The sequence below is a fragment of the Paracoccus sp. UBA889 genome (assembly GCA_002294185.1).
GTDB lineage: Bacteria > Pseudomonadota > Alphaproteobacteria > Rhodobacterales > Rhodobacteraceae > Paracoccus.
Genome location: DBFD01000062.1, coordinates 21,416 through 35,650 on the forward strand (window position 1 = coordinate 21,416; position 14,235 = coordinate 35,650).

The following is a 14,235-nucleotide window of genomic DNA, read 5'->3' on the forward strand; positions in this document are numbered from 1 at the left end:
GCGCAGGGCCGTCGCGATCTCGTCGAGGATCGCGGGGTCATCGATGGTGGCCGGCGTCCCGACATCTTCTCCATCAGCGATCCGGGCCATGGTCGCGCGCAGGATCTTGCCCGAGCGCGTCTTGGGCAGGCGATCCACGATGCAGGCCAGGCGAAAGGCCGCGACCGGGCCGATACGGTCGCGAACCAGACCCACCACCTCGCGCAGCACCTGATCCGGCGGGTCATTCACGCCCTTCTTCAGACACAGAAGGCCCAGCGGCACCTGACCCTTCAGAGGATCGGCAACGCCGATCACCGCGCATTCCGCGACCGCCGGATGGCTGGCCAGAACCTCTTCCATCGCGCCGGTGGACAGGCGGTGGCCGGCCACATTGATCACGTCATCGGTGCGCGCCATGACATAGAGATAGCCGTCCTCGTCCAGATAGCCGGCATCGCCGGTCTCGTAATAGCCGGGGAAATGCGCCAGATAGGCTTGTCGGAACCGGTTCTCGGCATTCCACAATGTCGGCAGCGTGCCGGGTGGCAGCGGCAGTTTCAGCGCAATCGCGCCCAGCGTGCCGGGGGCGACCGGCTGGCCGCCTTCGTCCAGGACCTGCACGTCATATCCCGGCATGGCGACGGTCGGGCTGCCGGACTTGACCGGCAGCCGTTCGATCCCCAGGGGGTTGGCCGCAATGGCCCATCCGGTTTCGGTCTGCCACCAATGATCGATCACCGGCACGGTCAGGTGATTTTCGGCCCATTCGACGGTATCGGGATCGGCGCGTTCGCCTGCCAGAAACAGCGCCTTGAGGCAGGACAGGTCATAGTCGCGGATCAGCTGGCCCTTGGGATCCTCGCGCTTGACGGCGCGGATCGCGGTGGGCGCGGTGAAGAAGGACTTGACCCCATGATCCTGGATCACTCGCCAGAAGACGCCGGCATCGGGGGTGCCGACGGGCTTGCCCTCGAACACGATGGTGGTCGCGCCCGCGATCAGCGGACCATAGCAGATATAGCTGTGGCCCACGACCCAGCCGACATCCGATGCGGCCCAGAACACATCTCCGGCCTCGATCGCGTAGATGTTGTGCATCGACCATTGCAGCGCGACCAGATGACCCGCCGTATGGCGCACCACGCCCTTGGGCTGACCCGTCGTGCCCGAGGTATAAAGGATATAGACCGGGTGATGACCCTCGACCGGCACGCAATCGGCGGGCGCGGCGTCGCGCGTGACCCGGTCCCAGTCGAGATCGCGATCCGCGATCAGTTCGGCCGGCTGCTGTTCGCGTTGCAGGATGATGCAGGAATCGGGCTTGTGCGAAGCCTGATCGATGGCCCGGTCCAGAAGCGGCTTGTAGGCGACGATGCGCCCCGGCTCCAGCCCGCAGGACGCGGCTATGATAGCGCGGGGCCGGGCGTCGTCGATGCGCACGGCCAGTTCATGCGCCGCGAAGCCGCCGAAGACGACCGAATGGATCGCCCCCAGCCGCGCGCAGGCCAGCATCGCCTCCAGCGCCTCGGGAACCATGGGCATGTAGATGATGACGCGGTCGCCTTTCCCGACGCCAGCGGTGCGCAGCGCGCCTGCAAGGCGGGCCACGCGGTCGCGAAGCTCGGCATAGGTGATGCGCTGGATGCTGTCGGTGATGGGGCTGTCATGGATGATGGCAAGGCGGTCGCCGTAGCCGGCCTCGACATGACGATCCACGGCGTTCCAGCAGGTATTGACCATCGCTTCCGCGAACCATTCGCCCGCCGGGCCATCATCGGAATAGGCGCGGCCGGGCGCGCGGTCCCAGTCGATCGCCTGCGCCGCGCGCATCCAGAACCCCTCCGGATCGGATTTCCAGCCCGCATAGATGTCCTTGTAGGCCATGACGTCCTCCTTCTCCCTGGGACTTGTTATGGGGCAGCACGGAGGCTGTGCAACCATGTTAGCGGCATCCCCGGCGGGACGGTCCAGGAAAGCGGCGTGAATTGCGCCGGGTGCGGCTGCGGTGGCCGGATCGTGGCGGGCCGGACCAGCGCCCGACTTTCTTTCAATGCCCTCCGCGCCCGTCACCGGCGGCAGCCGCGGCCCTTTGATCTCGGCTTGCCCGCGCGGCGTTGCAGGGCCCGGCTGTGGGGGCGAGACCGCTGATCTGGGCGGGCAGGCTTTCATCCCAGCGGCGGAAAGCGGCCAGGACACGCAGCGGCCTCGGCGATCTGATCCCAGCTTTTGCCGGCGGCGCGCAGCGAGTCGATGCTCGGGCCGTCGGGATCGCCATGGATCGCGATGCTGCGGGCGGCGATGCGGCTGCGCAGCGGTTCGGGCGTCAGCGCCTTGTAGCGGGCCGACAAGGCCCGGCGTTCGGCGTGAAGCCCGCGCGCGATCTCTTCGGCGGCAAGACCCGCGGCGCGCAGATCATCAGCCCGCCGCGCCAGCGCCCGAACCTGTTGTTCGTATCGCGCGCGCAGGCCGGGCATCACCGCGCCTCAGCTGTAATGCGCGACCGGGGTTCCGGCCAGCACGCTCATGTTCAGCAGGCCGCGGGGGGTGATCGAGGGCGTCACGATATGGGCGCGGTTGCCCATGCCCATCAGGATCGGCCCGACCTCCAGCCCGCCGGCGCGCATCTTCAGTGCGTTCCTGACGCCCGAGGCCGCATCCGTGCCCGCAAAGACCAGCACGTTGGCCGCGCCCTGCAGCCGCGATCCGGGGAAGATGCGTTCGCGCAGTTCGGGATCCAGCGCGGCATCGACATGCATCTCGCCGTCGTACATGAAATCGGGTTCGCGTGCGTCCAGCAGCGCCATGGCCTCGCGCATCTTGCGGCCGGTATAGGTGTCGAGATTGCCGAATTGCGAATGGGCGCAGAGTGCGATCTTGGGCGTCAGACCGAAGCGGCGGACATGGCGTGCGGTGCCCTGGACGGCTTCGGCCACCTGTTCCGGCGTGGGATCGTTGTGGCATTGCGTATCGGCGATGAACAGCGGGCCGTCTTCCAGGATGATCATCGACAGCGCCCCGACCGGATGCAGCCCGTCGCGCGCCAGGACATGGCGGACATATTGCAGATGCCAGCTATACTGCCCGAACGTGCCGCAGATCATGCTGTCGGCCTCGGCGCGATGGACCATGACCGCGCCGATGGCGGTTGTGTTGGTGCGCATGATCGCCCGCGCAATATCGGGGCTGACCCCCTGCCGTGCCATCAACTGGTGATAGGTTTCCCAGTAATCGCGATAGCGAGAATCGCTTTCGGGGTTCACGATCTCGAAGTCGCGGTCGGGCCGGATCGGCAGGCCGGCGCGTTCGGCCCGCATGGCGACGACCTCGGGGCGGCCGATCAGGATCGGCTTGTCGGTGGTTTCCTCCAGCATCGCATTGGCCGCGCGCAGCACACGCTCGTCCTCGCCCTCGGCGAAGACGATGCGCCGTTCCGAGGTGGCCGCAGCCTCGAAGACCGGGCGCATGATCAGGGCCGAGCGGAAGACCGATCCGTCCAGCTTGCGCTTGTAGGCGTCCAGGTCGTCCAGCGGACGGGTCGCGACCCCGGATGCCATCGCTGCCTTGGCGACCGAGGTCGAGACGACCCCGACCAGGCGCGGATCGAAAGGTTTCGGGATCAGGTATTCGGGGCCGAAGGTCAGCGTCTCGCCGCGATAGGCGGCCGCCGCCTCGGCGGCGGTGGTGGCGCGGGCCAGGGCCGCGATACCCTCGATACAGGCCAGTTCCATCTCGTCGTTGATCGTTGTCGCGCCCACGTCCAGCGCGCCGCGGAAGATGAAGGGAAAGCACAACACGTTGTTGACCTGGTTGGGATAATCGCTGCGACCGGTGGCGATGATGGCGTCGGGGGCGACGGCGCGCGCATCCTCGGGCAGGATTTCGGGCATCGGGTTGGCCAAGGCGAAGATCACCGGCCGGCTGGCCATCCTTGCCACCATCTCGGGCTTCAGCACGCCGGGACCGGACAGGCCAAGGAACAGGTCGGCCCCCTCGATCACCTGATCGAGGCTGCGCAGATCGGTCGGCTGGCCATAGGCCGCCTTTTGCGGGTTCATGTCCTCGGCCCGGCCCTCGTGGACCAGCCCGTGAATGTCGCAAAGCCAGATGTTTTCGCGCCTGACGCCCAGCTTCAGCAGCATGTCCAGACAGGCGATCCCCGCCGCGCCGCCGCCGGTCGAGACGACCTTGATATCCTCGAACCGCTTGCCCGCGACATGCAGCGCGTTGGTCGCCGCGGCGCCCACCACGATGGCGGTGCCGTGCTGATCGTCGTGAAAGACCGGGATGTTCATCCGCTCGCGGCACAGCCTTTCGACGATGAAGCAGTCCGGAGCCTTGATGTCTTCCAGGTTGATCGCGCCGAATGTCGGTTCCAGCGCACAGACGATATCGGCCAGTTTCTCGGGATCGGCCTCGTTCACCTCGATGTCGAAACAGTCGATATTGGCGAATTTCTTGAACAGGACCGCCTTGCCTTCCATCACCGGTTTGGAGGCCGCGGCGCCGATATTGCCCAGGCCCAGAACGGCGGTGCCATTTGTCACGACGGCGACCAGATTGCCGCGCGCGGTATAGCGGCTGGCGGTCGCCGGATCGGCCTTGATTTCCAGGCAGGCTTCGGCCACGCCGGGCGAATAGGCCCGCGACAGGTCGCGGCCATTGGCCAGCGGCTTGGTCGCGCGGACCTCCAGCTTTCCGGGGCGCGGAAATTCGTGGTAATCCAGCGCGGCCTGCCGCGCGCTGTCCTGCCGGCGTTCTTCCATCTCTGTCCCCCTCCGCAAGCCGAATTTGGTTCACCGTTAAACCATTTGCGGCGCCGGGAACAGGCGGCATCGGCTTGCGTTCGCCCCCGTCGGGGCGCAAGACTGCCTCAACGAAATCAGGGGGTGACGATGTCGCTGCTGGATGCTGCGCAAGAGGTCCGCGAAGCGGCCTATGTGCCATATTCGAAGTTCAAGGTCGGCGCGGCGATACGCGGCGCATCGGGCCGGATCTATCGCGGCTGCAACGTCGAGAACGTGGCCTATCCCGAGGGCACCTGCGCCGAGGCCGGAGCCATCAGCGCCATGGTCGCGGCCGGCGAGACCCAACTGGTCGAGGTCGCGGTCATCGCCGATGCGCCCGCCCCATGCCCGCCCTGCGGCGGTTGCCGGCAGAAACTGGCCGAGTTCGGGCGCGCCGACACCCCCGTCATCATGGGCACGGTCGACGGAGCCCGCCAGACCACCACGATCGGCGATCTGCTGCCCGGCCGATTCGATGCGGGCCACATGACCCGGGCCGGATGACCGATCCGCGCCCTGTCATCGCCGCGCTTCGGGATGGACGCGGGCTGGATGGCCCCGGCGCCACGCTGATCGCGCAGGGGCTGGCGGACGGATCCGTCAGCGACGCGCAGGCAGGCGCCTTCGCGATGGCGGTCCTGACCCGTGGCACGGGCGAGGCCGGGCGCGTGGCGCTGACCCGCGCGATGCGCGATTCGGGGCATGTGCTGCGATGGGATCTGCCGGGGCCGGTCGTCGACAAGCATTCGACCGGCGGCATCGGCGACACCGTCAGCCTGATCCTTGCGCCGCTGCTGGCGGCCTGCGGGGTCTATGTGCCGATGATCTCGGGTCGCGGGCTTGGTCACACCGGCGGCACGCTGGACAAGCTGGAGGCGATCCCCGGCTTCGTCTGCGACCAGCCCGAGGACGATTTTCGCCGCATCCTGCGTGAAACCGGCTGCGCCATCGTCGCGGCAACGGGCGATATCGCGCCCGCAGACCGCAGGCTCTACGCGATCCGCGACGAATCCGCGACGGTCGGATCAATCGACCTGATCACCGCCTCGATCCTGTCGAAAAAGCTGGCGGCGGGGCTGGAGGGGCTGGTTCTGGACGTGAAGGCCGGATCGGGCGCGTTTCTGCAATCACCCGATCAGGCGAGAGCCTTGGCGCAATCGCTGGTCCGCACCGCCAATGGCGCGGGATGTCGCTGTTCGGCGCTGATTACCGATATGGATCAGCCGCTCGCGCGATCGGCCGGAAACGCGCTGGAAGTGGCCGAGGCGATCCGTGTCCTGCGCGGCGAAGGCGGCGCCTTGCGTGATCTGGTGCTGGAATTGTCGGCAGAGGCCTTGCGCCTTGCCGGGCAGGGGGGCGATCCTGCCGCGCAGCTGGATGCGGGCGCGGCGGCCGAGGTCTTTGGCCGCATGGTCGCGGCGCAGGGCGGGCCGCGCGATCTGCTGGACCGGCCTGCGGCGCATTTGCCGACCGCGCCTGCCTGCCATCCGGTTCCTGCGCCTGCCGGTTCGGTCGATGCCATCGATGTCGCGGCGCTTGGTCATGCTGTCGTGGCGCTTGGCGGTGGCAGGGTGCGCGCCGGTGATGCGATTGATGTGCGTGTCGGCCTGTCGCGGCTTGCCAAACTGGGCGAGGCGGTCGGTCCGGACCGGCCCCTGGCCATCGTCCATGCCGCCGACGAAACCGCCGCCGAGATCGCCGTCGCCGCGGTCGCGGCCGCCTACCGGATCGGGGACGGGATTGCGCCCGGTCCGCTGATCCGCGAAAGGCTGGACACAGATGACTAGCAATCGCGCCTTTCTGATCGTGATGGACAGCGCCGGTATCGGCGGCGCCCCCGATGCGGCACGGTTCTTCAACGAGGGGCGGCCCGATACCGGCGCGAACACCATCGGCCATATCGCGCAGGCCCGCCCCTTGGCCATGCCGCATCTGGACCGTCTGGGGCTTGGCGCGGCGATCGGGCTTGCCAGCGGATTGACGGTGCCGGGGCTTTCCGCGCAACCGCAGGGCCTGTGGGGCGCCGCGACCGAGATCTCGGTCGGCAAGGACACGCCGTCGGGACATTGGGAAATGGCGGGCGTGCCGGTGCCGTGGGATTGGCATTATTTTCCCGACACGCAGCCCGCCTTTCCGCCGGCGGTGACGGCACGTTTGTGCCAATTGGCCGGAACCGCGGGGATCCTTGCCAATTGCCACGCCTCGGGCACCGAGGTGATCGAGCGGTTCGGGGCCGAACATATCCGCAGCGGCTGGCCGATCTGCTATACCTCGGTCGACAGCGTGTTGCAGATCGCGGCGCATGAACAGCATTTCGGCCTGGACCGGCTGATTGCGCTGTGCGAGGGAATCGCCCCCATGCTGCATGACATGCGCGTCGGCCGCGCCATTGCCCGGCCGTTTCTGGGCGAGGCGCCGGGCCGGTTCCGCCGCACCCCCAATCGCCGCGACTTCGCCATCGCGCCGCCCGCCGATACGATCCTCGACATCGCGGCGGCGGCGGGGCGCGTCACCCACGGCATCGGCAAGATCGGCGATATCTTCAGCCATCGCGGCATCGCGCATCTGTGGAAGGGCAAATCCGACGCCGATCTGGCCGAACAGCTGATCGGCCTGGGCCGAAAGGCCGAACCGGGCAGCCTGACCTTCGCCAATTTCGTCGAATTCGACACGAATTTCGGGCACCGGCGCGATGTTGCCGGCTACGGCCGGCATCTGGAATGGTTCGATACGGTGGCGGGCCGGCTGATCGAGGCTTTGCGGCCCGGTGATCTGGCGATCTTTACCGCCGATCACGGCAACGATCCGTCGTGGCATGGCACCGATCACACGCGCGAACGGGTGCCGGTGCTGGGGCACGGGCTGGGCAGGCGGCCGGTCGGGCAGGTGGGGTTCAGCGATATCGGCGCCTCGGTCATGGACCATCTGGATCTGCCCGCGCCGCAGCATGGAAGGTCGTTTCTGTGAAGAAGATCGAATTGCACCTGCATCTGGAAGGCGCGGCCCCGCCCGATTTCATCCGCGCGCTGGCGGCTGAAAAGCGCGTCGATCTGCCCACGATCTTTGACGCGCGGGGCCAGTATGCCTATGCCGATTTCAACGACTTCCTGCGCGTCTACGAGGCCGCGACCAGCATTCTGCAGGGCCCGCGCGACTATGCCCGCCTGCTGGCCGAAGTGCTGGAACGCAGCGCCGAGACGGGCGTGATCCATACCGAGCTTTTCGTCAGCCCAGAATTCTGCGGCGGCGGCGATCTGGCCGCATGGCGCGATTACCTGGCCGCGATGACCGAAGTCGCGGACCAGATGCGCAAGCAGGGCATCGACAGCCGCGGCATCGTCACCTGCATTCGTCATTTCGGCGCCGATCGCGCCCGCAGATCGGCGGTCTGCGCGGCCGAAACGGCGGGCGGCTGGATCACCGGCTTCGGCATGGGCGGCGCCGAGACGACGGGCCGCGCCACCGATTTCGCCTGGAGCTTCGATTGCGCGCGCGAGGCCGGCCTGGGCTTGACCTGTCATGCCGGTGAATGGGGCGGGCCGGACAGCATCCGGCAGGCGCTGTCGCTGGGTGTCAGCCGCATCGGCCACGGCGTCCGCGCCATCGAAGACGACGCGCTTGTGCGCGATCTGGCCGAACGCGGGACGGTGCTCGAGGTCTGTCCCGGCTCGAACATCGCGCTTGGGCTGTGGAATTCCTGGGACGCCCATCCCATCGCGCGGCTGGCCGATGCGGGGGTGAAAGTGACCGTCTCGACCGACGATCCGCCGTTCTTTCACACCGACATGGGCAAGGAATACGACCGCCTTGCCGATGCCTTCGGCTGGGGCGAAAAGGACTTCCTGCAGATCAACCAATGGGCAGCCGAGGCCGCCTTTTGCGACCCCGAAACCCGCGACCGGCTGAGAAAGGAATTCGCGTGACCGATCCCCACCTGAGTGTCGTCAAGCATCCGCTGATCCAGCACAAGTTGACGATCATGCGGCAGAAGGACGTCTCGACCGCCACCTTCCGCCAGCTTCTGCGCGAGATCAGCCTGCTTCTGGCCTATGAGGTCACGCGCGAACTGGAACTGACCGACATCACCATCCAGACCCCGATCTGCGAGATGCAGGCACCGACGCTGGCTGGCAAGAAGCTGGCGCTGATCTCGATCCTGCGGGCCGGCAATGGTCTGCTGGACGGTATCCTGGAGCTGATTCCGTCGGCGCGGGTGGGATTCGTCGGTCTTTACCGCGACCCCGAGACGCTGAAGCCGGTCGAATATTACTGCAAGGTGCCCAGCCTCGATGAGCGGATGACCATCGTCGTCGATCCGATGCTGGCCACGGGCAATTCCTCTGTCGCGGCGATCGACATGCTGAAATCCCGTGGCGCAAGGAATCTGCGTTTCCTGTGTCTTCTGGCCGCGCCAGAGGGCGTTCGCAGGATGTATGAGGCCCATCCCGATGTGCCGATCTGGACCGCCGCGCTGGACCAGCGGCTGGACGATCACGGTTACATCGTGCCCGGTCTGGGCGATGCGGGCGACCGGATGTTCGGCACGAAATAGGACCGCGTTAACAACCGTTTCAGGCTTTTGCCCTATCCCGTGACATGAAGGGTCGAATCGCGGGTGATTTATGCGGGTGCTGGTCGGGATCTTGTTGTGGATGATGGCGGCGGGGCCGGTCCTGGCTGCGCCGGCACCGCCGCCTCCCGAGGATTTTGCGGCCCTTCAGTATATCGACGGTGCCGGATGCGTGTTTCGACGCGCGGATGGCGAATGGATACCGAAGCTGGACAAGACCGGGGTGCGGATCTGCGGATTTCCTCCGACATTCTCGACCCGGCGCACGGATCCTGAAACGGACCGCGTGCTTCCGCTGGGCGAGGCAAAGGTTCCGCCCAGCCCCGAGGATCGGTTGATCCAGGCCCTGGCTTTCGGGCTTCGCGCGGGCGAATTCACGGCCGACCCCCGTGTGGCGCAGCCGATCGCCGCGCCTGCCGAGGCATCCGGCCAACAGGCCTTCGCGCGCGACTTGGACACGGTGATGACGAAGGAAGCAGAGGTTCGGGCCGCGATGGCCGCGATGCAGGACGCGCCCGACGGATTGTGCGAAAAGCTGGGCTATGTGGCCGATCCGGGTGCCGCGCCGGTGCTGGGGCAGGATGTCACGCTTGGCCTGTGCGCGGGAATGCGGCCGGTCACATTGTCCGCGCGGGTTCGCCGGGGCGCGATGGAAGGCGAGGCCGACCCGCAGGATGCCGGACAAACAGGGCGCAGGACATCGCCGGCTGTCGCCGGCTCATCCATTCGCCGGGACCGGCGTCCCGCCGCGTCGCGGCCGCCGGACAGGGCCGCCAGGAAAGCTGTCGCCAGCTCCGGCCCGGCCCGCAGATCGCGGGCCGCGACCGTGGCAGCGGATCGTGTCGAAATGATTCCGGCCTCGGCCCGCTATGTCCGGATCGGAGATTATGCGGCGGAGGCGAATGCGGCCGGCGCGATCCGGCGGCTTTCCGATCTTGGCTATCGCGTGGCGCAGACCTATGGCCGACGGGGCGGGATCAGGGTTCGGATCATCCTTGCAGGGCCGTTTCGCGACCGCCGCTCGCTGGTCGAGGCCCTGAATCATCTGCGCCGCAACGGCTATCCACGCGCTGTGGCCCGATAGGGCACTGACTGCCACCGGACCAGATCCGCGGACGGAGGCGGGACATGCAAGGCCGCGACGCAAGGCATCGGATCGAAAAGATGGACTGACCAGGCTCAGATCCCGCAGATCGGCCTGCCGGGATCAGACCGGCTTCAGGGCATCAAGTTCGGTCACGATCGCGCGCCGGATCGGCGCGGGCCGCGCGGCAGCGACCGCGGCATCCGAAGCCGCGGCTTCCTTGCCCGGCTGGTCTGAAATCCGGGGCGCATCCGTCGATCGCTTGTCGTCGCTCATCTCGTCTCTCCATAGGAGGATTCTCTTGCAAGCAGGTTCAGATAGACGGCGGCGGCCGTGGATGCCAGAGCCATGACGCCGCGTCACAGCTCGAATGCGCGGTATTCGGCCCCATCGGGCCTCAGCCGATCCGGACCATCCGGTGTTTTTTCCTGCCCACCGATACCTTCATGCCATCGCCGATCATCGCCGATCCTATCGGCATCTGCGGATCGGTGACCGGCTGATTGTTCAACCGCAGGCCCCCTTCGGCGATCAGGCGCTTGGCCTCCTTGCCGCTGGACGTGATGCCGGCCTGAACCAGCATCTGAACGACCGACAGCCCGCCCGAAAATGCGTCCGCCGGCAATACCGCGACATCAAGATCGCCGCCCGCCCCGCCCTGCTCGAAGACTTCGCGCGCCGTCGCCTCGGCGCTGGCCGCGGCGTCGGCGCCGTGCAGCAGGGAGGTGACCTCGTTGGCCAGCAGGATCTTGGCATCGTTGATTTCCGAACCCTGCAGGGCGCCCAACCGGTCGCATTCCTCGATCGGCAATTCGGTGTAGAGCTTCAGGAACCGGCCCACATCCGCATCGGTGGTGTTGCGCCAGAACTGCCAGAAATCATAGGCCGACAGCATCGCACCACTGAGCCAGACCGCTCCACCCGCGGATTTGCCCATCTTGCGCCCGTCGCTGGTGGTCAGCAGCGGCGAGGTCAGCCCCCAGATCACCGCATCGTCCACCCGCCGGGTCAGGTCGATCCCGTTGACGATATTGCCCCATTGGTCCGATCCGCCCATCTGCAACTGGCATCCGTGCCGCCGGTGCAGTTCCAGAAAGTCGTAGGCCTGCAGGATCATGTAGTTGAATTCCAGGAAGGACAGCGATTGTTCGCGATCCAGCCGCGACTTCACCGATTCGAAGCTGAGCATTCGGTTGACGCTGAAATGCCGCCCGATGTCGCGCAGGAAATCGAGATAGTTCAGATCGTCCAGCCATTCCGCGTTGTTCAGCATCAGCGCCGCGCCGTCGCCATAATCGAGGTAGCGCGCGAAGACCTGCCCCATCCCGTCGATATTGGCCTGGATCGCGGCCGCATCCAGCAGCGGCCTTTCCTCTGACCGGAACGAGGGATCGCCGACCTTGGTGGTGCCGCCGCCCATCAGCGTGATCGGCCGGTTGCCGGTCTTCTGGAACCAGCGCAGCATCATGATGTTCAGCAGATGTCCCACATGCAGGCTGGCCGCCGTCGCATCATAGCCGATATAGGCCGTGACCGGCCCCGCCAGCAGCGCCCGGTCCAGCCCCTCGTGATCGGTGCAGTCGGCGACATAGCCACGGTCGATCATCACGCGCAGGAATTCGGATCTGGGCTGATAGGTCATGGGGTTTTTCCTCTGCGTCGCGGCGGATATACCGGCTGTGACGGAAAAGGAAAAGCGTGATGATCCGGGCTCTGGGAATGATGTCGGGAACCTCGATGGACGGGGTCGACGCCGCGCTGATCGACACTGATGGCAGCGATATCGCAGGCTTTGGCCGCAGCGGCTTTCTTCCGGTCTCGGACAACGAGGCCGCCATTCTCGACGCGGCGCGGGGCCTGTGGCCGGGCGATCCGGGCGCGGCGCACGCGGCCGCGATCTCTGAAACCGCACATGTCCAATTGGCGGCGGATTTTCCCGAGGCCCAGCTGATCGGCTATCACGGTCAGACCCTGGCCCATGATCCGCGGGGGCGCGGCACGCATCAGGCGGGCGACGGGGCGGCGCTGGCGCGGCGGATCGGGCGGCCGGTCGTGTGGGATTTTCGCAGCGAGGATGTACGACAGGGCGGCGAGGGGGCGCCGCTTGCGCCCTTCTTCCACTGGGCCTGCGCCAAATGGGCGATCGGGCAGGGCCATCTGCCGACCGCGCCGCTGGCCTTTCTCAATCTGGGCGGGGTGGGTAACATCACCTGGCTTGATCCGGCCGCCCCCGCGCCGCAGGCGGACGGGGCCTGTCTGGCCTTCGATACCGGGCCCGCCAATGCACCGATCAACGATCTGATGCGCGCGCGCCGGCGGCAAAGCCGCGACGAGGGCGGCGCCCTGGCCGCGGCAGGCCGTGCCGATTCGGGGGCCGTGGCGGATTTCCTGCGCCATCCCTTTTTCGACCGGAAGCCGCCGAAATCACTGGATCGCGACCAGTTCGCGGGCCTGGCCGCGGCCGTCTCGGGGCTGGCCGATGCCGACGCCGCCGCGACATTGGTCGCGGCGCTGGCGGGATCGGTGGCCGCGGCGTTCCGCTGGTTGCCGGCCGCGCCCGCGCTGGTCCTGGTCTGCGGCGGCGGACGGCACAACGGCGCGATCATGTCCGCCTTGCGCGATATCCTGCCCGCACGGGTCATGCCGGTCGAGGCGGCCGGACTGGATGGCGACATGCTTGAGGCGCAGGCTTTCGGCTGGCTGGCGGTGCGGGTGATGCGGGGATTGCCGACCTCCGGCCCCGGCACGACCGGCGTTCCGGCCCCGGCCTGCGGCGGTCGGATCAGTCATCCCCGGCTGTAGGATCGTGCAGCGTGGTCACGGGTTCGGGAACCCTGTCACGCCCTCGCGGTTGAGCCTGCGAAGCCGCAGCGGCGGCCCGAGGAAAATACGGAGGAAGACATGACCAGACATCTCTTGGGAAGCGTTGCTGCGCTGGCGCTTTTGACAGGCCCGGCCCTGGCGCAGGACCAGAACGCCCAGACCACCGGGACTGCCCCTGCGGCCGAAAGCCAGAATGCGGCAGTCAGCGGCGTCACCGTGCAGCAATGCGCGCCCAAGGTGACGGTTACGCAGACACCGCCGCAAGTCACCATCACCATGCCCGCCGACGCGGGCGGCGAGCCGATGGTTTCCGTCACGCAGGCCCCGCCCGAAGTCAGCGTCGAGGCGTGCGAGCCGACGGTGACCTTCGCCGATGGCGCTGGCCAGCAGGCGCAGATGAAGCCCGCCGAGGGCGAGCCCGAGGTGGTGGTCAACGCACCCGAAACGGCCGAGCTGACCGTGACGCGCCAGAACACCGGAACCGCCGGGGCGGACAGCAATGCCACGGCGACGGCTGCGGCGGATGGCGCACAAGGCGGCAATTCGGCAACCGCCGCAGGCGGAGGCGGAAATACAGCGGCATCGGACGCCGGCGGCGCGGCATCTGATACGGCCGCGTCACCTGATGCGGCCGGAAACGCGGCGGATGAAAACGCGGCACAGCCGGCAGGGGGTGCCGACCAGGCGTCAACTAGCCCGGCAGATGCAGGTGCTTCAGGACAATCGGCCGACGGCGCGGCTGCCGGAAATGGCACCGCAGCCGCGGATGGCGTTCAGGATGCAACCGCTTCCGACAGCTCGGTGTCACAGAATCCGGCGGATTCCGCCAGCGCAGGCGACACGACCAGCGGGGCGGATGAAGCGGCCGCGCCCGAAGGAAGCGCGCCGCCGGCGCCCGGCGGGAATGCCGGCGACGCCGGCGGACAACCGTCCGCGACGGTCGCGCCGACCACGGCCGCTCCGGACCAGGCCGCGAACGACAGCGCGGCGGC

The 14,235-nt window shown here is 67.4% G+C and carries 12 protein-coding genes and 1 pseudogene; 8 read left to right on the forward strand and 5 right to left on the reverse strand.

All coding sequences use genetic code 11. The features are described 5' to 3' along the window. The 3 genes from B4L36_RS13025 to B4L36_RS13035 form a co-directional block, all read right to left on the reverse strand. A partial coding sequence (locus B4L36_RS13025; RefSeq protein WP_292958015.1) for a propionyl-CoA synthetase occupies window positions 1–1,866 on the reverse strand: 1,866 nt, incomplete at its 3' end. 281 nt (window positions 1,867–2,147) lie between these two features. Continuing rightward, on the reverse strand, window positions 2,148–2,456 hold the full coding sequence (locus tag B4L36_RS13030; protein WP_292958017.1) for a hypothetical protein: 309 nt from the start codon (window positions 2,454–2,456) through the stop codon (window positions 2,148–2,150). 9 nt (window positions 2,457–2,465) lie between these two features. Next, window positions 2,466–4,745, reverse strand: coding sequence for an NADP-dependent malic enzyme (locus tag B4L36_RS13035; protein ID WP_292958019.1), 2,280 nt, complete (start codon window positions 4,743–4,745; stop codon window positions 2,466–2,468). A 129-nt stretch (window positions 4,746–4,874) separates the two neighbouring features. Here B4L36_RS13035 and B4L36_RS13040 point away from each other — a divergent pair, with 129 nt between their 5' ends. The 6 genes from B4L36_RS13040 to B4L36_RS13065 all read left to right on the forward strand — a co-directional run bounded on the left by B4L36_RS13040 (window position 4,875) and on the right by B4L36_RS13065 (window position 10,420). Beyond that, window positions 4,875–5,270 (forward strand): cytidine deaminase, encoded by a 396-nt coding sequence (locus tag B4L36_RS13040; RefSeq protein ID WP_292958021.1) that lies wholly within the window; start codon window positions 4,875–4,877, stop codon window positions 5,268–5,270. After that, window positions 5,267–6,553 (forward strand): thymidine phosphorylase, encoded by a 1,287-nt coding sequence (locus B4L36_RS13045; protein ID WP_292958023.1) that lies wholly within the window; start codon window positions 5,267–5,269, stop codon window positions 6,551–6,553. Before B4L36_RS13040 ends, B4L36_RS13045 begins: the two co-directional genes overlap by 4 nt. Continuing rightward, window positions 6,546–7,733 (forward strand): phosphopentomutase, encoded by a 1,188-nt coding sequence (locus B4L36_RS13050; RefSeq protein WP_292958025.1) that lies wholly within the window; start codon window positions 6,546–6,548, stop codon window positions 7,731–7,733. Before B4L36_RS13045 ends, B4L36_RS13050 begins: the two co-directional genes overlap by 8 nt. Next, entirely contained in the window at window positions 7,730–8,689 is a 960-nt protein-coding gene (locus B4L36_RS13055; protein WP_292958027.1) for an adenosine deaminase, read from the forward strand. The genes B4L36_RS13050 and B4L36_RS13055 overlap by 4 nt, the downstream gene beginning before the upstream one ends. Further along, on the forward strand, window positions 8,686–9,318 hold the full coding sequence (upp, locus tag B4L36_RS13060) for a uracil phosphoribosyltransferase (protein WP_292958028.1): 633 nt from the start codon (window positions 8,686–8,688) through the stop codon (window positions 9,316–9,318). Before B4L36_RS13055 ends, upp begins: the two co-directional genes overlap by 4 nt. 190 nt (window positions 9,319–9,508) lie before the next feature. Further along, the gene (locus tag B4L36_RS13065) at window positions 9,509–10,420 is read left to right on the forward strand and encodes an SPOR domain-containing protein (protein ID WP_292958030.1); all 912 of its coding nucleotides are present in this window, start codon (window positions 9,509–9,511) and stop codon (window positions 10,418–10,420) included. A 123-nt stretch (window positions 10,421–10,543) separates the two neighbouring features. Here B4L36_RS13065 and B4L36_RS13070 read toward each other — a convergent pair whose 3' ends face one another. Next, window positions 10,544–10,696 (reverse strand): hypothetical protein, encoded by a 153-nt coding sequence (locus B4L36_RS13070; RefSeq protein WP_292958032.1) that lies wholly within the window; start codon window positions 10,694–10,696, stop codon window positions 10,544–10,546. Window positions 10,697–10,817: 121 nt separating this feature from the next. Next, window positions 10,818–12,062 carry a tyrosine--tRNA ligase gene (tyrS, locus tag B4L36_RS13075; RefSeq protein ID WP_292958034.1) on the reverse strand — a complete coding sequence of 415 codons (1,245 nt, stop codon included), beginning with the start codon at window positions 12,060–12,062 and terminating at the stop codon, window positions 10,818–10,820. Between the two features lie 59 nt (window positions 12,063–12,121). On the opposite strand from tyrS, the gene B4L36_RS13080 reads away from it, so the two are divergent. Next, window positions 12,122–13,222: an anhydro-N-acetylmuramic acid kinase gene (locus B4L36_RS13080; RefSeq protein ID WP_292958036.1), complete on the forward strand. Its 1,101-nt coding sequence runs from the start codon at window positions 12,122–12,124 to the stop codon at window positions 13,220–13,222. Between the two features lie 297 nt (window positions 13,223–13,519). Continuing rightward, window positions 13,520–14,235, forward strand: a pseudogene (locus B4L36_RS13085) (hypothetical protein); the annotation flags it as partial.

Coding starts and splice junctions, on each gene's coding strand:
- B4L36_RS13030 (WP_292958017.1), bottom strand. CDS start 2,456: ATGCCCGGCCTGCGCGCGCGATACGAACAACAGGTTCGGGCGCTGGCG.
- B4L36_RS13035 (WP_292958019.1), bottom strand. CDS start 4,745: ATGGAAGAACGCCGGCAGGACAGCGCGCGGCAGGCCGCGCTGGATTAC.
- B4L36_RS13040 (WP_292958021.1), top strand. CDS start 4,875: ATGTCGCTGCTGGATGCTGCGCAAGAGGTCCGCGAAGCGGCCTATGTG.
- B4L36_RS13045 (WP_292958023.1), top strand. CDS start 5,267: ATGACCGATCCGCGCCCTGTCATCGCCGCGCTTCGGGATGGACGCGGG.
- B4L36_RS13050 (WP_292958025.1), top strand. CDS start 6,546: ATGACTAGCAATCGCGCCTTTCTGATCGTGATGGACAGCGCCGGTATC.
- B4L36_RS13070 (WP_292958032.1), bottom strand. CDS start 10,696: ATGAGCGACGACAAGCGATCGACGGATGCGCCCCGGATTTCAGACCAG.
- tyrS (WP_292958034.1), bottom strand. CDS start 12,062: ATGACCTATCAGCCCAGATCCGAATTCCTGCGCGTGATGATCGACCGT.
- B4L36_RS13080 (WP_292958036.1), top strand. CDS start 12,122: ATGATCCGGGCTCTGGGAATGATGTCGGGAACCTCGATGGACGGGGTC.